The 21,065-nt window shown below is 68.8% G+C and carries 19 protein-coding genes; 9 read left to right on the top strand and 10 right to left on the bottom strand.

Going from position 1 to position 21,065, the window contains the following annotated elements:
• Nucleotides 1–11 precede the first annotated feature (11 nt).
• Together AC1ROD_RS11935 and AC1ROD_RS11930 are read right to left on the bottom strand one after the other, a co-directional pair.
• Nucleotides 12–1,100 (bottom strand): nucleotidyltransferase family protein, encoded by a 1,089-nt coding sequence (locus tag AC1ROD_RS11935; RefSeq protein ID WP_492948489.1) that lies wholly within the window; start codon nucleotides 1,098–1,100, stop codon nucleotides 12–14.
• Nucleotides 1,097–2,095, bottom strand: a complete 999-nt coding sequence (locus AC1ROD_RS11930; RefSeq protein ID WP_492948488.1) for a GDP-mannose 4,6-dehydratase — start codon at nucleotides 2,093–2,095, stop codon at nucleotides 1,097–1,099. The genes AC1ROD_RS11935 and AC1ROD_RS11930 overlap by 4 nt, the downstream gene beginning before the upstream one ends.
• A gap of 137 nt (nucleotides 2,096–2,232) precedes the next feature.
• On the opposite strand from AC1ROD_RS11930, the gene AC1ROD_RS11925 reads away from it, so the two are divergent.
• Nucleotides 2,233–2,925, top strand: a complete 693-nt coding sequence (locus AC1ROD_RS11925; RefSeq protein WP_492948487.1) for an acylneuraminate cytidylyltransferase family protein — start codon at nucleotides 2,233–2,235, stop codon at nucleotides 2,923–2,925.
• Here the strand turns inward: AC1ROD_RS11925 and neuC are convergent.
• Together neuC and AC1ROD_RS11915 are read right to left on the bottom strand one after the other, a co-directional pair.
• Nucleotides 2,922–4,103, bottom strand: coding sequence for a UDP-N-acetylglucosamine 2-epimerase (gene neuC, locus AC1ROD_RS11920; protein WP_492948486.1), 1,182 nt, complete (start codon nucleotides 4,101–4,103; stop codon nucleotides 2,922–2,924). The genes AC1ROD_RS11925 and neuC overlap by 4 nt on opposite strands.
• A complete protein-coding gene (locus AC1ROD_RS11915; protein WP_492948485.1) occupies nucleotides 4,100–5,182 on the bottom strand; it encodes an N-acetylneuraminate synthase family protein in 1,083 nt (360 codons plus the stop codon). The genes neuC and AC1ROD_RS11915 overlap by 4 nt, the downstream gene beginning before the upstream one ends.
• 230 nt (nucleotides 5,183–5,412) lie before the next feature.
• On the opposite strand from AC1ROD_RS11915, the gene AC1ROD_RS11910 reads away from it, so the two are divergent.
• From AC1ROD_RS11910 to AC1ROD_RS11890, 5 genes are all read left to right on the top strand, one after another.
• Entirely contained in the window at nucleotides 5,413–6,582 is a 1,170-nt protein-coding gene (locus AC1ROD_RS11910) for an OmpA family protein (protein ID WP_492948484.1), read from the top strand.
• Nucleotides 6,583–6,997: 415 nt separating this feature from the next.
• Nucleotides 6,998–8,215 (top strand): capsular polysaccharide export protein, LipB/KpsS family, encoded by a 1,218-nt coding sequence (locus AC1ROD_RS11905; protein ID WP_492948483.1) that lies wholly within the window; start codon nucleotides 6,998–7,000, stop codon nucleotides 8,213–8,215.
• 115 nt (nucleotides 8,216–8,330) lie between these two features.
• Nucleotides 8,331–8,993 carry a peptide-methionine (S)-S-oxide reductase MsrA gene (msrA, locus tag AC1ROD_RS11900; protein ID WP_492948482.1) on the top strand — a complete coding sequence of 221 codons (663 nt, stop codon included), beginning with the start codon at nucleotides 8,331–8,333 and terminating at the stop codon, nucleotides 8,991–8,993.
• A gap of 199 nt (nucleotides 8,994–9,192) precedes the next feature.
• The gene (locus AC1ROD_RS11895) at nucleotides 9,193–11,928 is read left to right on the top strand and encodes a TonB-dependent receptor (RefSeq protein WP_492948481.1); all 2,736 of its coding nucleotides are present in this window, start codon (nucleotides 9,193–9,195) and stop codon (nucleotides 11,926–11,928) included.
• Between the two features lie 143 nt (nucleotides 11,929–12,071).
• Nucleotides 12,072–13,742: an amidohydrolase gene (locus tag AC1ROD_RS11890; protein WP_492948480.1), complete on the top strand. Its 1,671-nt coding sequence runs from the start codon at nucleotides 12,072–12,074 to the stop codon at nucleotides 13,740–13,742.
• Nucleotides 13,743–13,745: 3 nt separating this feature from the next.
• On the opposite strand, the gene AC1ROD_RS11885 is transcribed toward AC1ROD_RS11890, so the two are convergent.
• The gene (locus tag AC1ROD_RS11885; RefSeq protein ID WP_492948479.1) at nucleotides 13,746–14,315 is read right to left on the bottom strand and encodes a YqgE/AlgH family protein; all 570 of its coding nucleotides are present in this window, start codon (nucleotides 14,313–14,315) and stop codon (nucleotides 13,746–13,748) included.
• Between the two features lie 130 nt (nucleotides 14,316–14,445).
• Here AC1ROD_RS11885 and AC1ROD_RS11880 point away from each other — a divergent pair, with 130 nt between their 5' ends.
• Nucleotides 14,446–14,928: a peroxiredoxin gene (locus AC1ROD_RS11880; protein ID WP_492948478.1), complete on the top strand. Its 483-nt coding sequence runs from the start codon at nucleotides 14,446–14,448 to the stop codon at nucleotides 14,926–14,928.
• 120 nt (nucleotides 14,929–15,048) lie between these two features.
• Nucleotides 15,049–15,456: a very short patch repair endonuclease gene (locus AC1ROD_RS11875; RefSeq protein ID WP_492948477.1), complete on the top strand. Its 408-nt coding sequence runs from the start codon at nucleotides 15,049–15,051 to the stop codon at nucleotides 15,454–15,456.
• On the opposite strand, the gene AC1ROD_RS11870 is transcribed toward AC1ROD_RS11875, so the two are convergent.
• The 5 genes from AC1ROD_RS11870 to AC1ROD_RS11850 all read right to left on the bottom strand — a co-directional run bounded on the left by AC1ROD_RS11870 (nucleotide 15,453) and on the right by AC1ROD_RS11850 (nucleotide 20,263).
• Complete coding sequence (locus AC1ROD_RS11870) at nucleotides 15,453–17,498, bottom strand: ATP-binding protein (protein WP_492948476.1); 2,046 nt, start codon at nucleotides 17,496–17,498, stop codon at nucleotides 15,453–15,455. The two genes, AC1ROD_RS11875 and AC1ROD_RS11870, sit on opposite strands and share 4 nt — an antisense overlap.
• A 76-nt stretch (nucleotides 17,499–17,574) precedes the next feature.
• The gene (locus tag AC1ROD_RS11865) at nucleotides 17,575–18,615 is read right to left on the bottom strand and encodes a quinone-dependent dihydroorotate dehydrogenase (protein WP_492948475.1); all 1,041 of its coding nucleotides are present in this window, start codon (nucleotides 18,613–18,615) and stop codon (nucleotides 17,575–17,577) included.
• Nucleotides 18,612–18,956, bottom strand: coding sequence for a DUF952 domain-containing protein (locus tag AC1ROD_RS11860; protein ID WP_492948474.1), 345 nt, complete (start codon nucleotides 18,954–18,956; stop codon nucleotides 18,612–18,614). Before AC1ROD_RS11860 ends, AC1ROD_RS11865 begins: the two co-directional genes overlap by 4 nt.
• A complete protein-coding gene (locus AC1ROD_RS11855) occupies nucleotides 18,953–19,465 on the bottom strand; it encodes a SixA phosphatase family protein (RefSeq protein WP_492948473.1) in 513 nt (170 codons plus the stop codon). Before AC1ROD_RS11855 ends, AC1ROD_RS11860 begins: the two co-directional genes overlap by 4 nt.
• A gap of 9 nt (nucleotides 19,466–19,474) precedes the next feature.
• On the bottom strand, nucleotides 19,475–20,263 hold the full coding sequence (locus tag AC1ROD_RS11850) for a class I SAM-dependent methyltransferase (protein WP_492948472.1): 789 nt from the start codon (nucleotides 20,261–20,263) through the stop codon (nucleotides 19,475–19,477).
• Nucleotides 20,264–20,329: 66 nt separating this feature from the next.
• On the opposite strand from AC1ROD_RS11850, the gene gloB reads away from it, so the two are divergent.
• Nucleotides 20,330–21,058 (top strand): hydroxyacylglutathione hydrolase, encoded by a 729-nt coding sequence (gene gloB / locus AC1ROD_RS11845; protein WP_492948471.1) that lies wholly within the window; start codon nucleotides 20,330–20,332, stop codon nucleotides 21,056–21,058.
• Nucleotides 21,059–21,065 lie beyond the last annotated feature (7 nt).

Here is a 21,065-nt window from a genome sequence, read left to right as displayed (position 1 = left end):
TTCCGCCAGCCCTACTCCGCGGGATCGAAGATGGCGGTGAACTCGGCCTGGGCGCTCTCAAAGTCCGGCGGGCGTCCGATATCCAGCCAGTATTCGTGGATCGGATAGGCGCCGACCGTCTCTCCGTCCGCGTTCAGGGCGTTGAGCAGGTCGGGCATGTCGTACATGCCTTCAGCGGGCACGCGCGCCAGAACCTCGGGCGACAGGCAATAGACACCGGCATTGGCCAGCCAGCGGAAGGTCGGCTTCTCGGTCAGGCTGGTGACGCGCGGCCCGTCCGTCTCCACCACCCCGTGCGGCGACTGGAAATTGTGCTCCCGAACACAGAGCGTCGCCCTGGCCTGATGCTCCACGTGGAAGTCGATCAGATCGCCGAAGCTCATCCGGGTCAGGAGGTCCCCGTTCATGACCAGCATCGGCTGGTCGATGTCATCGGCCAGCAAGGACAGGGCGCCCGCCGTGCCGCGCGGATGATCTTCCCGCAAATAGTCGATCTCGACGCCGAGGCTGGAACCGTCGCCGAAGTGATCCTCAATCATCTCGGCCAGATAGTTGACCGCCAGTCGGAAGCGCCGGAAGCCCTGGGCCTGAAGACGCTCGATGATGGTCTGGAGCAGGGGCCGGCCCGCCACCTTCAGCATCGGCTTCGGGCAGTTCTGGGTCAGGGGGAACAGTCTTGCCCCGCGCCCGCCCGCCATCAGCACCACGAGATTGTCGCGCGGCGCGGCGACGCCCAGCACGTCGGGATAGAGTCCGATGACCCGCCCCTTGCCGTCCACCAGCGGGGCCAGACCGACACCACGGTCCGACAGGGCCCGCACGGCCTCCTTGTCCGAGACACCGGATTTCAGCGACACCGGATTGGCGTTCATCACCGCGCTGAGCGGGGCGTCCATGGTCAGCCGACGCATCAGGCCCCGGCGGATGTCGCCGTCCGAGACCGAACCGACCAGCCGGCGCTCCGCGTCCACGACCAGGATCAATTTGCGGCGCACCTGATCCAGCCGCTCGATGGCGGCCAGAAGCGGCGTGTCCGGGCCCATCATCTGGGCCTCGAGATTGGACGGCGAACTGGTCGGCAGCTTGGCGGAGGCGGTCACACCGCATACTCCGCCGGGCGGTACAGCTGCGGGTGTTCGCGAATGAAGCCGGCGGTGCGGGCCAGGCCTTCCTCGACGCTGACCGTCGGCGCCCAGCCCAGTTTCGCCTTCGCGAGCGAGGCGTCGGCGATCAGCCGCTCGACCTCGCTTGCCGGCGGGCGGATGCGCTGCTTGTCTTCCACGACCTGAACCTCGATCCCGGCCGCCTTGCCGATCATCGCCGGCAGGTCGCCGATACGCACTTCGCGTCCGCCGCCGGTATGGACCGTCAGCCCCTCGATGGCCGGAACGATCCCGGCCCTCAGGAAGGCGTCGGCCGTATCGTCCACAAAGACGAAGTCCCGCGTCGGCCGGACATCACCCAGCATCACTGGTCTGCCGGCCAAGGCCTGCATGGTGATCGACGGGATCACGGCCCGGGCGCTCTGGCGCGGCCCGAAGGTGTTGAACGGCCGCAGCGTCACGACCGGAGTCTCGAAGGAGCGGTGATAGCTCTCGGCCAGTTTGTCGGCGGCGATCTTGGTCGCGGAATAGGGCGACTGGCCGACCAGGGGATGGGACTCGGTCATCGGAATGGTCTGGGCCGAGCCATAGACCTCGCTGGTCGAGGTGTGGACCAGCCGGCCGACGCCCAGCTCCCGCACGGCCTGCAGCACGTTCAGCGTGCCCATCATATTGGTCCGGACATAGCTCTCCGGCGCGAGATACGAATAGGGAATGGCGATCAGGGCGCCGAGGTGGAAGACGATCTCCCGGTCCTTCACCGCATCGTACACACTGTCGCGGTCAGCCAGGTCGCCACGCCGCACGCCCAGATCCGGCCGGACCGGCGACCGGTCCAGCCAGCCGGCGTCGCCGTCCGACGTATAGCGCACCAGCACCCGGACGTTCGCGCCCAGCTCGACCAGCCGCTCGGTCAGCCGGCTGCCGATGAAGCCGCCCGCGCCCGTGACCAGCACGCGCTTGCCCGCATAGGCCTTCAATAGATCGTCCACGCCGTCTGCTCCGTGCGGCCGCGCTCCCCGGCGGGCCGCTGTCGCGCGCATGATTCTCCGGACGTGGTTAACCGCGCGTAAGGCCGGGGTCGGCATTAGTCCTTATGTCTTGAGCCCCGCGCCAAGAGAGGAACGGCATGATCGACGGCAAACGGGTGCTCGGCCTCGTTCCCGCCCGCGCGGGCTCGCAAGGCTTGCCGGGCAAGAACCTGCGCGCCCTCGCCGGTCGACCGATGATTGGCTGGACGTTGGCGGCCGGTCAGGCCTCGACCACGATCGACCGTCTGGTGGTCACGACCGACGACGACGCCGTCATCGCCCTGGCCGAGAGTATGGGCGTCGAAACCCTGCGCCGTCCCGCCGAACTGGCCGACGCCAAGGCCTCCGTCATCGACGCCATCGACCACGCCCTGACCGCCATCGGCGGGGAATGGGACTATGTGGTCCTGCTGCAGCCGACCTCGCCCTTGCGCACAACCGCCGACATCGACGGCGCCGTGGCCCTCTGCCACGCCCGCAACGCCCCCTCGGTGATCGGGGTCTCGCCCATGCCCAAGCCGCCGGGCTTCTACGGCTCTGTGAGCGGGGACGGCCTGTGGAAGCGCAATGATCCGGCCACGGATGAAGCCGTCATCATCAACGGCGCCGTCTATGTCGGGCGCCCCGGCATCCTCGGCCGCGACCGGTCTTTCCAGTCCGAAGGGACCCTGACCTGGTCCATGCCGCCCGAACGCGGCTGGGACGTCGACACCCTGTTCGACTTCGTCGTCTGTGAGGCCCTGTGGCCCCATGTGACGGCGGGCGAGGATCTGGGCGGGGTCCGCCGCTAGGCCAGATCGACGAACGGTTTGCGAGCCAGTCCGGCGAAATCGGTCCGCTCCAGCACCGCGACGATCCGCTCCGCCGCATGCCCGTCGCCGAAGGGCGCCGGCTGATGGCGCGCCGCCGTGCGGAAGGCCGGATCCAGCGCCTGCTTCAGGGCCGCCGCCACCGCCTCAGAGGTATTGGCGCAGTCGATGACGCTCGGCGGCTTCAACCGTCCCGCCTGCCGCTCCCCGACGTTGACCGAAGGCGTCCCCGCCGCCGGGGCCTCGATCACCCCGCTTGAGGAGTTGCCGACCACGGCGTCGCAGGCCGTCAGCGCCGCCGCATAGCGCCGCGCGCCCAGCGATTCGAAAGTCAGGACCTGATCGGGCCGCTGGTCCGCGAAGGCTTTCAACGCCGCCCGGATCGCTTCCGAGCCCGCATCGGCGTTGGGCAGGGTGATGACGATCTTCCGATCCGCGATTGTGCCGAGCCCTTTCAGGAAGGCCGCGATCTGCGCCTCGGCCGAAACCTCAGCCAGCGTCTCCGGATGGAAGGTGACCACCACGAAGCCCGGCTCCAGCCCATCCGGCGCCAGACCCAGCATCACCGCCACCTCGGCCCGGCTAGAGCGGCCGAAGGCGACGAGGTTGTCCACGCCCGTCGCGCCCACGGTGAAGACCCGGTCGGGCGCCTCCCCCATCTGGACGATACGGCGGCTGTAGGGTTCGGCGGCGGTGAAATGCAGGGCCGCCAGCTTGGTGATCGCATGCCGGATGGAGTCATCGACCGCCCCCGCCGTCCGGTGCCCGCCTTCCAGATGCAGGATGGGCAGACCCAAGGGGACCGCCGCCGCCGCCGCCGCCAGGGCCTCGGTCCGGTCGCCGAGGATCATGACAGCGTCCAGCCGAAGGTCGGCATAGGCCTTCGCCGCCCCGGCCAGCACCGCCGCCATGTCGTCAGCGACCGACAGGCCGTCGTCGCCCGCCAGAGGGACCGGGATCCGCGCCGCGATGGCTCGCCCGTCGGTCTCGATCTCCGACACGGTCGCTCCATGCCGCTCCGACAGATGGGTCCCGCTGACGATCAGGACGGGTCCGAGGCGCTCCGAAGCCTCCAGCCGCGTCAGAACCGGCCGCAGCAATCCGTATTCCGCCCGGGTCGCGGTGAAGACGCCGATCCTGGCGGGAGCCTTTTCGGTCACGCCTCGATGATCTCGTCGGCGGCATAGGCGCGGGTCGCGGGCTGGCCGATCAGGTCCCACAGCCGTCCCGGAGCCAGGCCGCCGCCTGCGCGCCGGGCCGCCAGATTGTCGGCGCTGAAGGCCTCTCCCGCCGCGATGGGTCGGGCCGCGACCAGACCGCGCCGCGCCACGGCGATATTGGGGATCTCGGCTGCGACCGGCTGCTTGACCAGGTCGCCTAGGGCCTCCGTGACCCGGCGCGCCCCGGCGACCAGGGCGGTCATCTCGCCGGGCTCCAGCGAGGCCTTGTGATCAGGGCCCTCGGCCGTGCGGTCCAGGGTCAGATGCTTCTCGATGACCGTCGCGCCGCGCGCCACGGCGGCCAGGGCGATGTCGATTCCGAGCGTATGGTCCGAATAGCCGGGCCGGACGCCGAGCGCCGCATAGGCGTCCATCACCCTCAGATTGGCCTGGTCATGGGGCGCCGGGTACTGGGTCACGCATTGCATCACGACCGTCTCCGCCAGGACGGGCGCGGCCTCGGCGGATCGGAAGGCCTCGGCGAAGGCGGCCAGGGACGGCGCCTCCGCGCCCCCCGCGACCCGGCCGAACACGACGCAGCCCAGCGCCTGTTCGACCTCCTGCTTGGTCGCCATACCGGTCGACAGCAGCAGCGGGCGATCCATTCGGGACAGCGCCAGCAGGAAGGGCAGATTGGTCAGTTCGCCGGAACCGACCTTGATCCGCTCCATGCCCAGATCGTCGACCAGCATGTGAGCCGAACCGATGTCGAAGGGCGTCGACAGGAAGCGGACCCGGCAGGCGCGAGCATGATCGACGACGCGCGACAAGGCGTCGCGGGGCAGGACCAGACGCGCCAGCATCTCGGCCTGAACCGCGCCCTGCCCCGCCTCGGCCTGATAGGCGGCCGTCGGCGCCGAGGCCGTGGACAGTTCGGCGGGGTCGAAGGTCTGGAATTTGACGGTGTCCGCCCCGGCTTCGGCCGCAGCCTCGACCAGCCGCAAGGCCAGATCCTCTCGCCCGTCATGGTTCACGCCGACTTCGGCGATGATTTCACAGCGCGGGGCGTCCGATGTCATGCTCGCAGTGCATAGGACGGTTCGGCGGCCGCCGGAAGACACCGTTGCTCCCATCGCCGAACCCACAGAACCACAGCATGATTTTCGCCTGTAGCATCAGCGTCACGGTTGAACGGGCACACGGAGAATACCGGCGATATCGGCTCGACCTCTAACGGCAACGCTGTTAGAAGGCCTGAGGCGGTGAGACCGCCGCATGAAACAATATTGGCTGCGGAGGGCTCACACCCATGCGTATTAAGAGTGTTTTTCTGGCGTCCAGCGCCGCGGCGGCTATCGCCCTGTCGGCTGGAGCCGCTTCGGCTGAGCCGGACGGCTGGTACGGCGCGATCGACGCCGGCTATCACACGATGGAAGACGGCATCAACGCCGAATCCCAATCGACCGGCAACAACTTCAACTTTGAAGTGAACGACGGCTGGGCCGCGTTCGCCCGTCTGGGCTACCGGTTCAACCCGAACTGGCGCGTTGAAGTCGAAGGCGGCTATCGCTCGGGCGACCTCGGCAAGGTCCGCGCCGTCTCCGGCGCCAACGGCGTCTGCAACATCACGCCCGCGACCGGCGGTTGCTACTCGCCGGACGGCGACATCGAATCCACCACCCTGATGGCCAATGTCATCTATGACTTCGGTTACGAAGCCTGGGGCATTCGTCCGTTCGTCGGCCTCGGCGCCGGTGTGAACCACGTCAACACCGACGTCGTCGGCCGCCTGCGCAACAACCGTCTGATCGGCTTCGTCGCCGACGACAGCTCGACCAAGTTCGCCGCCCAGGCGATCGCCGGTCTGGCCTGGTCGATCTCGGACCGCGCCAACATCGACCTGACCTACCGCTACCTGACGGGTGACGCCGAGTTCGCCTCGACCACCTCGCTCGCCGCCTACAACCAGGGCACGTTCGAAGGCGACTACGACAACAGCCACACCGTGACCCTGGGTCTGCGCTACGCCTTCGGCGCCGAGCCGGTCGCCCCGCCGCCGGCCCCGCCGCCGTACGTGGCTCCGCCGGCCCCGCCGCCGGTCGCTCCGCCCCCGCCGCCGCGTCCGCCGGTGGTTCAGAAGCCCGCCGCTCGCCAGTTCGTCGTCTACTTCGACTGGGATCGCTCGGTTCTGACCACGGAAGCCCAGGCGGTCATCGCCCAGGCCGCCGCCTACTCCAAGACCGGCGCTCCGACCCGTATCCTGGTCGTCGGCCACGCCGACACCTCGGGTTCGGCCGCCTACAACATCGGTCTGTCGAACCGCCGCGCCCGCACCACGGCTGACGCCCTGGTCGCTCAAGGCGTCGCCGGCGGCGTGATCTCGCTGGACGGCAAGGGTGAAACCCAGCTGGCCCGCGCCACCGCCGACGGTGTCCGCGAGCCGCTGAACCGCCGCGCCACCATCGACATCAACTTCTAAGTCCCGAGGGGCCTGCTCCGGCAGGCCCCGACGGTCTTCGGATGTCGAAGACTTTGAAACGCCGGCCCCGCGCAAGCGAGGCCGGCGTTTCTGCGTTCGGGACGCGATGTCCGCCTTACCGCCGCCCGCCCGGTGTCCGCGAATCCGGCGCCGGAACCACACCCGCCGTCTAACCCGCCGGGCGCCTGGAACCCCTATCGAGACAATGCATTCCGGGCGGGTGCGCCAGTTCCGGCGTCACCTTTTCGCCCCCCGCCCGACGGAATCGACATCTTTCACACGACCCATGCGTGAGCCGCCTTGTCAGCGGCCAAGGTGGCGCTCTAGTAAGAGGGACCTCAGCGCAGAACTCAGAAAGTCCACGGGTTTGCTCGCCAGTCTCGACCCCGATTACCCGGAAGCGCCTTCCCCCGTCATGGTGGGCGCGACGACCGACGGGCTGGCCGGCCGCCGCTTCCTGATCGTCACTGCGCCGTTCGGGCCTTTCGGGCTGGTTCTGGCCAAGGCGCTACGCTCGCGGGGAGCGGAAGTGACCCGGATGCTCTTCAACGCCGGCGATGTCTTCTACTGGCGCGGCCCCGGTGCGATCCGGTTCAAGGAACGCTCGGCCCAGTGGCCCGACCGGCTGAAAGCCCTTCTGCCCGACTATACGGACGTCATCGTCTTCGGCGAAGGCGGCGTATACAACCAGGCCGTGCTGCGCGACGCGGCGACTTCGGGCCGCCGGGTCTGGGTGCTTGAGAACGGCTATTTCCGCCCCGACTGGGTGACGGTCGAGCGCAACGGCGTCAACGCCTCCAGCGCCCTGCCCCGCCACCGTCTCGCCTATGAGCCTCCGGTGCCCGAAACGCCGGTCACACGGCCGGTCGGTCGAATCCTGCCGTACCATGTGCTCAACATCAGCATCTATCACCTGATCCAGTTGCCTGGCCGCTGGCTCTTTCCCCGCTATGTCGCGCCCTATACCCAGGCGCCCTGGCTGCAGTGCGCCGGGCATATCCGGCGTTATTTCGGCCTGGCCTTCCAGCCCCGCAATCGTTGCGACGCTGACCGGATCGCCCGGCGCGGCCCGTTCTTCATCGCCTGTCTCCAGCGTGAGGGCGACGCCCAGCTGCTCCGCTATTCACGGTTCGCCGACAATACGGCCTTCCTCGCCGAGGTCATGAACAGCTTCGCGGATCAGGCCCCGCCCGAGGCCAGACTGGTGGTCAAGAACCATCCGCTCGATCCCGGCCTCGTCAATCTGGAACTGATCACCCGCGCCCTGGCGGAAGAACGCGGCCTGTCCGACCGGGTCGACTTCATCGACGGCGGCAATCTGGCCCAGCTCTGCCGCGCATCGCGGGGCATGGTGGTCAACAACTCCAGCGCCGCCCTGTCGGCGCTCGGCTTCCATACGCCGGTCAAGGTGCTGGGTCAGGCCTTCTTCGACTTCGAAGGCCTGACCGACCAGAAGCCTCTCGACGCCTTCTGGTCGAACCCCAGGGCGCCCGACACGGGTCTGTTCACCCGCTTCCGCGCCCATGTCATCGCGCGCAGCCAGGTCAACGGCAACTATCATGAGCCCCGATCGATGCTCCCGACCGCCCTGGCCCTGGCCACGGTGTTCGAAACCCGGGGCGGCCCCCTCTGAGGCTCTGGCGGGCCGGTGATGTATCCGGCCGACGCTTTCGGACGTATCTGATGACGACGCCCGTTCGGAAACGAACGCGAGGCGCCGGTCCTCCTTCGTCGAGAGTTCGATCGCCATGCCCGCCATTCGCCACCCGCTTCGTCCCAGACTGATCGCCGCCGCCGTCGTCCTGTCCGCCGCGGCCTGCTCGCAGGGCGAAACCCCGGCCGCCGCACAGCCCTCGGCCCCGGCAGCCGCCCAGGCTCCGGCGCCGCGCGACACCGGGCGCCGCGAGGTCGCCGTTTTCGCGGGGGGCTGCTTCTGGTCCGTCGAATCCAACATGGAGCACATCCCCGGCGTGGTCAGCGCCGTGTCAGGCTATGCGGGCGGAACCTCGCCCCGTCCGACCTATGAGGCGGTGGAAGCGGGCAACGGCTATGTCGAGGCTGTTCAGGTCACCTTTGATCCCGGCCGGATCAGCTATCGCCAGCTGGTCGATCGGTTCTGGCGCACCATCGACCCCACCGACGCCCGCGGCCAGTTCTGCGACACAGGCCCGGCCTATGGAACGGCGGTCTTCGCCAGCCCGACCCAGAAGCCCGCCGCCGAGGCCTCGCGCCAGGCCGCCATGGCCGTCATCGGCGCCCGACGTTTCACCACCCCGGTCCGTGACGCGGGCCGCTTCTGGCCGGCTGAAGCCTATCATCAGGACTTTGCCCGCTTGAACCCGGCCCGCTATGCAGGCTATTCGCGATTCTGTGGCCGCGCCGCCCGTCTGAGGGCGGTCTGGGGCGCTTAGATTTCGGTCTTTACGAAGATTATATCTGTGTTTCGGAAGTGTGGCCGAGGGGCAACCCTGTGGCCTTGTCATATCACCGTCACATAACTGTCGTCCGGCGTTACAAGAGCGGTCCTAGATGGGGCAGGATTTCGTCAGGTCAGCCATCTGACGGCCATGGGCGCGTTCGCCCGCATCATCTGGGGATACAGATACAATGATGAACCGCAAACGCGTGTTCTGGGCGACCTCCGCCCTCTTTACCGGCATGATCATCGCCGGCGCCGCCTCGGCCCAATCGACCGGCACCAGCGCCGCTGAAGCCACGTCGGTCGAAGAAGTGGTCGTCACCGGCCAGCGCGGTCCGCGCGCCGTCGGCCCGGCCGTCGCCCAGAGCGTCGACAAGGCCCGTTCGACCATCACCCAGGAAGTCATCGCGCGCCAGCAACCCGGCCAGACCATCCTGCAGACCCTGAACCTGGTCCCCGGCCTGAACTTCACCAACTCCGACCCCTACGGCAACTCGGGCGGCAACATCCGTCTGCGTGGCTATGACGGCAACCGCGTCGGCCTGGCGGTCGACGGCGTGCCGCTGAACGACACCGGCAACTACGCCACCTACACCAACCAGCAGATCGACCCGGAACTGATCGAGCGCGCCTCGGTCAACCAGGGCACGACCGACAACGACAGCCCGACGGCTGCGGCGCTGGGCGGCATCATCAACTACCAGACCGTCCGTCCTTACGATGAGCCGGGCGCGACCTTCACGGGTTCGAAGGGCACCTTCTCCTATGGCCGCGTCTTCGGCCGCGTCGACTCGGGCGCCTTCGGCCCCTGGGGCACGACCGCCTTCCTCGCCGCCTCCTACACGAACTACCAGAAGTTCAAGGGCCCGGGCGAACTGGAGAAGATCCAGTACAACGGCCGCGTCTATCAGGAACTGCGCGACAACGGCGACTTCACCGCCCTGGCGTTCAACTGGAACGAAAACCGCAACAATTCCTACAACAACTTCAACAACCTGGCGACGTTCAACGCCGGCCTGCGTCCTGAAAACGACAAGGCCTGCTTCGCGCCGATCGGCGTGGACGGCACCGTCCAGAACGAAACCACCCAGTCGACCGCCATCACCTACTTCGGCGGCGTGCTGAACAACACGAGCTGCACCAACGCCTCGGAACTGCGCAACAACCCGTCGAACACGGGCAGCCTGCGCGGTAACTTCAGCTACCACCTGCGCGACAACCTGCGCCTGACCATCGACCCCTCGTTCCAGTACACGATGGCCAACGGCGGCGGCTTCACCGTGGTCAGCGAGCGCGATGACCGCCTCGACCAGAACACCTCGAACAACGCCACCCTGACCACCCCGGCCTCCTGCGCCGCCGTGGCCGTGAACCGCACCGGCGTCGATCTGAACGGCGACGGCGACAGCTGCGACAACGTGACCCTCTACACGCCGTCGAACACCAACACCCGTCGTTACGGCGTGCTGAGCTCGCTGATCTGGGACGTCACCGACACCCAGCGCCTGCGCCTGTCGTACTCCAACGACTACGGTCGTCACCGCCAGACCGGCGAAGCCACCCGCACCATCGGCGGCGGCCTCCCGATCAACGTCTTCGGCGGCGAGAACACCTGGGGTGACGAGTCGGCCCGCGTCATCGGCCGCGATGGTTCGTACCTGCGCACCCGCGACCGTTTCTCGGAAGCCATCCTGAACCAGTTCTCGCTCGACTACCGCGGCGAGTTCCTGAACGACGCCCTGACCGTCATGGTCGGCATCCGCGCCCCGTTCTTCACGCGTAACCTGAACCAGTTCTGCTACTCGCAAAACGGTTCGTCGAACGTGCTCTGCACCACCCAGACCCCGGTCGGCTTCACCACCACGACCAGCGCCACGGGCGTCGTGACCACCACGCCGGACGCCACCCTGACCCAGGGCGCCAACGGCAACGTCGCCTTCATCGGCAACACCAACCAGTACATCCGCCCGTACCAGCAGACCTTCAAGTACGACGACATCCTGCCGAACATCACGGTCGGCTATGATTTCGGCGCCTCGAACATCTTCGGTTCGTACTCGGAACAGATCGCCGTGCCGCGCACCGACAACCTCTACGTCGCCACGCGTACGGCGAATGCGACCACGGTTCAGCCGCTCGCCTTCAACGGCGTGCAGCCGGAAACCAGCAAGAACTACGAGCTGGGCTACCGCTACACGACCTCGGCCATCGTCGCCTCGATCTCGGCCTACTTCAACGAGTACAACAACCGCGTCGTCTCCACCCTGGACAACGACCCGACCTCGCCGACCTTCGGCCTGACCGTCGACCGTAACATCGGCAAGGTCGAGACCCAGGGCGTCGAAGGCTCGATCGGCTGGCGCGTGACCGACTCGATCTCGCTGTACGCCTCGGCGACCTACACCGACTCGGAACTGCAGGAAGACCAGGTCGCCCTGGCCTTCACCTGCCCGGCCACTCCGCCGACCGGCACCGCCCCCGGCGCCGGCTGCACCGCCGGCACCACCCAGTACTGGTACCTGCCGACCAAGGGTAAGAAGGTCGTCGAAACCCCGGAATGGCAAGCCACCTTCCGCGGCGACTGGCAGGCCACCGAGGAACTGTCGCTCGGCCTGCAGGCCAAGTGGGTCGATGACCGGTTCACCACCGACGTCAACGACGAGAAGGTCCCCGGTTACACGGTCGTCGACTTCGACGCCCGCTACGACCTGACCAACACCTTCGGCATCAAGGACGCCTACGTTCAGTTCAACATCTCGAACCTGTTCGACTCGTTCCACGCCGGCAACATCTCGTCGGGCTCCAACGCCGCGACCATCGCCGACATCGATCCGGGCCCGGGCATCCGTCCGTTCACCGGCTCGGTCCGTACCTTCAGCCTGGGCGCCCCGCGCACCATGGTCCTGACGGTCGGCACGCGCTTCTAAGACGAAGCCAAACGGCTAAAGACCTGGGAGGCGGTCCGGAAACGGGCCGCCTCCTTTCTTTTTGGGCGCGCCCTCCCCGGGCGTGGCGCTTGACGGAACCGGCGACCGCTTGCACCCATGCCGGGTCCTCCGGAGCCGTCCTCATGAAGCCGTCCCTCGCCGCCCTCGCCGTGCTGATCTTCGCCGGCGCCTCGCCCGCTATGGCCCAGGACATGGTCCTGCGCGGCGGGACCATCCACACCGGCCTCTCCGGCGACGCGACCGCCGAGGCGGTTCTGGTCCGGGACGGCCGCATCGCCTTCGTGGGCAAAGCCGCCGACCTGCCCGCCAGCCCCGGGGTCCCGGTCGTGGACCTGAAGGGCGCGACCCTGTTTCCCGGCTTCACCGACGGCCACGCCCATCTGGACGGCATCGGCTGGCGCGAGCTGACCCTGAACCTCGAGGGCTCGACCTCGGTCGCCGACGCCATGGCCCGGCTCCGCGCCTGGGCCTCCGCCCATCCGGACGGCCCCATCATCGGCCGCGGCTGGATCGAGACCCGATGGCCAGAGTCTGCGAATGGCCCCCGCTTCCTGACCGCCGCCGATCTGGACGCCGCCGCCCCCGGCCGGGTCGTGCTGCTGGGCCGGGCCGACGGCCATGCGGTCACCGCCTCCTCCGCCGCCCTCGCCGCGGCCCACATCGACGCGACGACCCAAGCCCCGGCGGGCGGGGAGATCGCCAGAGACGCTTCCGGAAAGCCCACCGGCTTCCTGCTGGACGCCGCCATGTCTCTCGTCGAGGGCCTGAGGCCCCAAGCCGACCCCGCCGCCCTCAGGGCCGCCTATCAGGCCGGCTTCCGGGTCGAGGCCGCCTATGGCTGGACCGGCGTCCACTTCATGAGCGCGCCGTGGAAGGACATCCCCCTGCTGGAAGAGATGGCCGAGTCGGGTGAAGCCCCGATCCGGGTCTATACGTCCGTCACCCCCGACGGGGCCCAGGCCCTGTTCGCCTCGGGCCCGCGCAGCGTCGCCGACGGCCGGATCATCACCCGGGCGATCAAACTCTATGCCGACGGCGCCCTGGGCTCGCGCGGCGCGGCCCTCTACGACCCCTATTCGGACGCGCCCGAGACGCGCGGCCTGATGCAGACCACCGCCGCCGAGATCGTGCCCATCTATGAAGGCGCCCTGCGCGCGGGCATCCAGGTCGCCACCCACGCCATCGGCGACCGCGGCAACGGCTCGGTGATCGAATGGTATCGCCAGGCCATGGCGGAGGTCCCGCGTTCCGACTGGAAGGGCGGAACCGACATCCGCTGGCGCATCGAACACGCCCAGATTCTCAGGCCCTCGGACTATCAGGCCTTCGTCGACCTGCCGATCATCGCTTCCATGCAGCCCAGCCACGCCATCGGCGACTTCCACTTCGCCCCGGCCCGTCTGGGCGAGGAGCGGCTGAACGGCGCCTATGCCTGGAAGAGCCTCGTGGACCTCGGCGTCATCGTCGTGGGCGGCTCGGATTCACCGGTCGAGCGCGGCGATCCCCTGATCGAGTTCTATGCCGCCGTCGCCCGCCGCGATCTGGAAGGCTTCCAGGGCCCCGACTGGCATCCGGAGGAGGCCGTGTCGCGCGAGACGGCGCTGAAGATGTTCACCCTCTGGCCGGCGTACGCCAGCTTCCGCGAAAACGAGCTGGGCACGATCGAGGTCGGCAAACGCGCCGACTTCACCGCCTTCGACATCGACCTGATGACCGTCCCGGCCGCGCAGATTCCCCACGGCCATGCAGTCCTGACCGTGGTGGACGGCAAGGTGGTCTACGAGCGGAAATAGGCTTTAGGCCCGCCCCGCCTGTCCCGACAGGAAGGCCGCGTTGACGCCCAGCCGCGCCAGGGCCCGGCTCCACTTGGTCTCGTGGTCGCCGTCGAAGATCAGGTCCATGTCGGCGTCGGCGGTCAGCCAGACGTTCTCGCCCAGCTCATCCTCAAGCTGGCCCTCGCCCCAGCCGGCGTAGCCGAGCAGCAGCTTGGACCGGCGCGGCCCTGTAGCGACGTCGGTCATGGCCAGAAGGGCGTCCTTGGTCCCGGTCATGGCCAGGCCGCTGAAGAAGCCGACGCTGGCTTCGGGCGACATCCAGTCGTCGGTGTGCAGGACGAAGCCGCGCTCGCGGTCCACCGGCCCGCCGTCCATGACGGGACGGCCGATGGCGCTGTCGGGCGCCGGGATCTCCAGCCTGGCCAGCACCGACTTCAGGTCCACCGCGGGGGCGGGCAGGTCGAGCCTCAGCCCCATGGCGTGGTCGGGCTCATGCACGGAGACCAGGATCACCGCATGCTCGAACCGGTCGTCGCCGATGCCCGGCATCGCGACCAGAAGTCGTCCGACGAGGGATTGGAAATCGTCCATGTGCCGAATGATCGGTGCGGCGGCCTCCATTTGCAAGCCGCGGCGCCCGTTTGCGGCTTGGCGGCGCAACCGTGCGGGCCTATCTGCGCTTCTGGAGCCACGGCTCCCAACCAAACCCTTGGAGACACCCATGACCATCCAGATCGGCGACACCATCCCGGCCGCGACCCTCGGCACCCCGACCCCGGACGGCCCCAAGCCGATCACCACCGACGAGATCTTCAAGGGCAAGACCGTGGCCCTGTTCGCCGTCCCCGGCGCCTTCACCCCGACCTGCTCGGCGCGCCACCTGCCCGGCTACATCGACAACGGCGCCGACTTCAAAGCCAAGGGCGTCGACACCATCGCCTGCCTGTCGGTCAACGACCCGTTCGTCATGGGCGCCTGGGCCAAGGCCACCGACGGCGCCGAGGACATCCTGATGCTGGCCGACGGCTCCGGCGACTTCACCCGCACCCTGGGCCTGACCCTGGACGCGCGCGGCTTCGGCATGGGCGAGCGCTCGCAGCGCTACTCCATGCTGGTCAAGGACGGCGTGGTCACTGAGCTCAACATCGAGGCCGGCGGCGAGTTCAAGGTGTCGTCCGCCGAACATCTGCTGGCCCAGCTGTAAGGTTCCCATTCCGCTCATCCCCGCGGAAGCGGGGACCCAGTTCTTTCATGAGCACGATGCCGGGATTCCATCGCCCAAAGCACTGGGTCCCCGCTTTCGCGGGGATGAGCGGGTGATGGAATGACCGACGTCTATTCGCCCGAGAAACGCAGCGCCGTCATGCGCCGGGTGAAGGGCAAGGACACCGCACCGGAACTGGCCGTGCGTCGCCTGCTGCGCGAAGCCGGGATCGGCTATCGGCTGGGCGGGGCAAGCCTCCCCGGCAAGCCCGATGTGGTGATGAAGGGCCGGCGCGTCGCCCTGTTCGTCCACGGCTGTTTCTGGCACGGCCACGACTGCGCCCGCGGCGCGCGCCAGCCCAAGGCCAACGCCGACTACTGGATCGCCAAGATCGGCCGCAACCGCGACCGCGATGCGCGCAACACCGCCGCCCTGACCGAGCAGGGCTGGCGCGTGGTGACCGTCTGGGAATGCGAAATGAAGGCGCCCGACTTCGCGGAAACCCTGATCGCGGAGATCAGGGCTTAGGCGGCGACGGTCTGGGCCTCTTCCGTGGCCGAGAGCACCTGCTGCAGGGCCCCGAGCAGGGCCGGCGGGGTCAGGGGCTTGGAGACGAAATAGTCCATCCCGGCGGCCATACAGGCGGCGATGTCGTCGGGCGCCGTGTCGGCGGTGACGGCGATGACCGGGGTCGTGGCGTTCGGGCTTTCGCCGGCGCGCAGGCGGCGCGTGGTCTCACGACCGTCCAGCTCCGGCATCCGCACGTCCATGAAGATGACGTCGAAGGCGGCGGCCTCGCACTGGCGCAGGGCAGCCATGCCGTCGGCGGCCGTGGAGATGTCGCAGCCCAGGGGGGCCAGGATCAGCTCGACCGCGCGGCGGTTGATGTCGTGGTCGTCGACGACCAGAACTCGCAGTGGACGGTCCTCTTCCTCCTCGACCGAAGCCTCGGAGACGGGTTCGACGGGGAAGACGTCTTCCACGACCGGCGCTTCGGCGGGATCCGCCTCAACCGGAGCGACTGCGGGCGCGCTCTCGATCGGGGCGGACAGCAGCGAGGCCAGCAGGGCTTCGGCGGCGCTTCCCGGCTCGGCGGTGTTGACCGGGACGACGGCGGGTTCGGGTTTCGGTGCGGGCGCGGGCGCCGGCTTCGCTTCGGCGCGAGCGACCTCGGCGGGACGCAGGACGCGGGCGACGTCGGCGCGGCTGTCGGCGTCCAGAACCTTGACCACCGCCTCGGGATTGATCGCCGGCGCCAGGGTCAGCGACAGGGTGAAACAGGCGCCCTGACCGGGCAGGCTGCGGGCCGTCAGCCGTCCGCCCATCAGGCCGACCAGATCGCGGCTGATGGCCAGACCCAGGCCGGTCCCGCCGTGACGCGCGCTGACGCCGTCCGCCGTCTGGTCGAAGGGGGTGAAAAGGCGCAGCAGCTGGGCCGCGGTCATACCCGGACCGGTGTCCTCGACCTCGATCAGGATGGCGTGGCCCGACGGCTCCTCGGCCCACGACTTCAGTCGCAGGGTCACCGAGCCGGTGTCCGTGAATTTGAGCGCGTTGGAGACCAGGTTGTTGAGCACCTGACGCAGCCGCATGGCGTCGCCGCGCACCATGGCGGGCATTTCGCTGGCGCCCTCGACCCGCAGCGACAGCCCCTTGGCCCGGACCGGGCCGGCCCAAAGACGCAGGGTCTGGGCCAGCATGGCGCGGAGGTTGAAGTCGGCCACCTCGACCGTCATCCGGCCGGCGTCGAGCTTGGAATGGTCCAGCAGATTGTCCAGTAAGCCCTTCATCATCAGGCTGGCGTCGGTGATCAGGGCGGCGTTGGCGCGCGACGCCGAGTCGCCGGCCAGACGGTCCATCTCGGCCGCTCCGGTCAGGATGGCGCCGATCGGGGTGCGCAGGTCGTGGCCGATGGCGGCCAGGAAGGCGGACCGGCTGGCCATGGCGCGCTCTGCCTCGACGCCGCGCCGCTCGGCGTCGATCCGGGCCCGGCTCTCGGCCTCATAGGCCTCGTTCATGCTGCGCCAGGTCGAGATACAATAGGCGATGAAGACCACCACCGAGATGGCGACCGCCGTGACGAAGGCCGGCTCGGCCCCGTTGGCGATCATGAAGAAGGGCATCATCGCCATATAGATGCAGTGCGGGGCGATGGTGATGACCAGCACCTCGGCCGAGCGGGGCGAGTTGACCACGCCGTAGATGGCCCCCGAGGCCAGGACGATGGCGGCGCAGACCCCGCCCATCGGGCCGCCGAACAGCCACAGGGCGACCGACAGACTGCCGAAACTGGCGGCGTTCAGGAACAGGACCAGCCCGCCGACAAAGGTGCGCAGCGGCCCCATTCGCTCGGGCTCGCCCGAGTTGAGCGGCGCGAAGACGATCAGATCCAACAGCTGGACGGCGAAATAGACAAGGATCCAGGCCGCGCTGACTTCCCAGCCGAACAAGGGGCTGAAGATCATGGCCGTGGCGGCGCCCATGCCGAGGCGCTGCAGCAAGGCCTTGCGGCGCTGCACGACGGCGGGCTCCCAACGCTCAGCGGTCGTCTGGATGGCAACCTCCGACATGAGTGTCCCCGGCCGAGGCGAATACGCGCCCCCGATCGCGGGACAATGACGCCTTGGCCCTAACGCTCCGTCAACGTCAGGTCGAAACTGCCTCAGAAACGCTGGAAAATCCATACGCGCGCAGACGGGCCGCCAGATCGCGCTTGATCCGCCCGACCAGACCCGGCCCTTCGTAGATCAGGGCGGAGTAGAGCTGGACCGCCGAGGCGCCCGCACGGATGCGCGCATAGGCGTCCGCGCCAGAGCCGATGCCGCCCACCCCGATCAGGGGCAGACGGCCTTGAGCCGCCGCCGCCGCGTCGCGCAGGGCGTGCAGGGCCCTGTCCTTCAGGGGCGCGCCGGACAGGCCGCCGGCCTCGCCCGCGTCCGCTGAACGCAGGCCCGGCCGATCCAGGGTGGTGTTGGACACGATCAGGGCGTCGATGCCGTGGGCCAGGGCCGCCTCGACGATCATGGCGATCTCGGCCGCCGTCAGGTCAGGCGCGATCTTCAGGAAGACCGGGGCGTATCGGACTGCGACCTTCGGCCGCGCCTCGGCGACCCGGCCCAGCAGGTCATCCAGGGCCTCGCGCCCCTGCAGGGCGCGCAACCCGGGGGTGTTGGGCGAGGAGATGTTGATGGTGAAATAGTCGGCCAGACCATCCAGCCTTTGAAGGCCGGTCACATAGTCGGCGGCGCGGTCCTCGGTGTCCTTGTTGGCCCCCAGATTGGCGCCGACGACCGGTCCCCGCCGACGATCGCCCAACCGGCCGGCGAAGGCCTCCAGCCCGGCGTTGTTGAAGCCCATCCGGTTGATGATCGCCCGGTCCTCGCTGAGCCGGAACAGGCGCGGCTTCGGATTTCCGGCCTGGGCCACGGGCGTGACCGAGCCGCATTCGACGAAGCCGAAGCCCAGTTTCGACAGGCCGCTCAGGGCCTCGCCGTTCTTGTCCAGACCCGCCGCCAGACCGACCGGATTGGGCAGGGTCAGCCCCGCGAGGGTGGTCTTGAGGATCGGATCGTCGGCGGCCGGCGCCGGCAGGGGAACGGTCTGCAGGGCCTTGATCGCCAGACCATGCGCGGTCTCGGGATCGAGCTTGCGCAGCAGGGCCGCGCCGACATCCGTCAGGCCGCTCATGCGAAGATCATCCCGCCGTCGGCGCCGACCGAAAAGGCCTTCTTCGCCGTCACCGCCGCGACCGGCAGGGGGCCGTAGATATGCGGAAACAGGGCGCCGCCGCGCGAGGGCTCCCAGACGATGGTCTCGCCCAGGGCGTCGAGGTTCACGGTCAGGAGCAGCAGGCTTTCGCGGCCCGCATAGTGTTTGCTGACGGTCTCCGCCAACTGGTCCTCAGCCGACAGGTGGATATAGCCGTCGGCCAGATCGACCGCCGATCCGGCATAGGAACCGGCCGCCTCGGCCTCGGCCCATTCGGCCGCGTCGACGACCTTGAAGGCCTCGGTCGGATGGCTGCTCATTCGTCCGCGCCGCCGCCGAAGGCCTTGGGGATCAGATAGCCGTCATAGGCGCAGCGTCCGGCCACATCGACCTCGAACACCGCCGCCGCCGCCGTCGGGAAGCCCCCGGCCATGCGGTCCATCACGCTCGGCGAGGCCGCGCTCTCGATCAGATATTCATAGGCCAGCATGTGGACGCCGGGATTGTGGGCCAGGACCAGCAGGCAACCTGCCTCCTCCTCCGCGCCCTCGACAAAGCGGCGAATGACGTCCTGCGGGGCGTTGTAGAGGGTCGGCTCCAGCCGCACCTCGACATCGCCGAATGATTCCTGCAGGACCTCCCACGTCTCGCGCGTCCGGGTCGCGGTCGAGACCAGGGCGAGGTCGGGCCGCAAACCCTTCTCGGCCAGGACGCGACCCATGATCGCGGCGTCGGCGCGGCCGCGGTCGGTCAGCGACCGGTCGCGGTCGAGCCCGGAGGCGGCGGCGCGCTCGGTCTTGGCGTGTCGCATCAGGATAAGACGGTGCATGCCCCGGCTTTACGGCGCTTTGGACGGAGCATCCAGACCGTCGACGGTCCTGTGATCCATTTCCCCTGCCGACCTGTGGCTCCGCGACGCCGGTTGCGGGACCAGATCGGGCGTGGCCCGCACGCGCACGGCGGAGCCGCCGGGCCGGACCCGGGCATAGGCCTGACGCGATGCCTCCAGCAGGATCACCCCCGCCGTTCCGGGCGCCAGGGTCTTGCCGATCTGTTCGATGCCGTCGGCCATGCCCAGCAGGGGGCGCCACGGGGGCGTATAGAGGGTCTGGGACCAGGCCGTGGGCTCCAGCCCGACCGAACGCACCAGCCGCTCCAGCTGCCCCCGGGTGAAGGGCCGGCCGTGCCCGAAGGGGGTCGCCTCGGCTCGCGCCCAAAGGCCGCCCCGCGCCGCCGCCGCCAGAATGATCCGCCCCGCCGGGGCCAGAGCCCGCACGGCCTCGGTCAGCAGCAGGGTCGGGTCGTCAGCCTCCTCCAGCGCATGGATCATCAGGATGCGATCGAAGGCGCCCGCCGCGAAGGGCAGGCGTTTGTCGTCGACCAGAAGGGTGCGGTTTCGGCCGGCGGCGGGCCAGAGCTCCACCCCCTGCCCGCCCGGCATGGCGGCGACCACGCGGCGCGCGCCGACGAAGGCGTCCAGCCAGGGCGTGGGATAGCCGATGCCCAGAACATCGCAGTTGGTCGCCTCGCCCCAGGCGTCCTCCAGACGCCGCGCCAGCAGCCGACGGACCAGGGCCCCGGTCGGCTCGCCGTAGAAGGCGCGAAGATCCTCGATGCTGCGGCGCATGGGGCGCACTATATGCGTTCGGACGGCGTTCGTCGCCCTCCCTCCAGACGACTAACGAGAACCCGCATGGCCCTGACCGTCCACCTCTTCCCCTGTCTCTCGGACAACTACGGCTTCCTGCTGCGCGATGAGGCGACCGGCATGACGGCGACGGTCGACACCCCCGACGCCGAAGCCATCCTGGCCGAGCTGGAGCGGCTGGGCTGGGGCCGGCTGGACCTCATTCTCAACACCCACTGGCACCCCGATCATGCGGGCGGCAACGCCGCCATCCAGGCCGCGACCGGTTGCGAGATCCAGGGCCCCGAGGAGGTCCGCCGCATCGCCCCACTGGACCGGGTTCTGGCGGGCGGCGAAACGGTCATGCTGGGCGAGACGGCGTTCGAGGTCACCGCCGCCCCCGGCCATACGCTCGGCCATATCCTCTATCGCTCGGCCGCCGACGACATCGCCTTTGTCGGCGACACCCTGTTCCCGCTCGGTTGCGGCCGGCTGTTTGAGGGCACGGCCGAACAGATGTGGTCCAGCTTCGAGGCCATCACCGCCTGGCCCGACGAAACGGTCCTCTACGGCGCCCATGAATACACCGCCGCCAACGCCCGCTTCGCCCTGTCGATCGACGACCGGCCGGAAATGCGGGCCCATGCGGAGATGATCTTCGCCATGCGCGAGCGCGGCGAACCGACCGAGCCGACGACGCTGGCGGTGGAAAAGGCCTTCAACCCCTTCCTGCGCGCGCGGGACGCGGCCGACTTCGGCGCCCGACGGGCGGCCAAGGACGGCTTCACGGGCTGAAACAAGC

It is taken from the genome of Brevundimonas sp. GW821-FHT12E07 (assembly GCF_058807035.1).
Note: the sequence above shows the minus strand (reverse complement) of the source record. Positions and strands in the feature narration are given on the sequence as shown.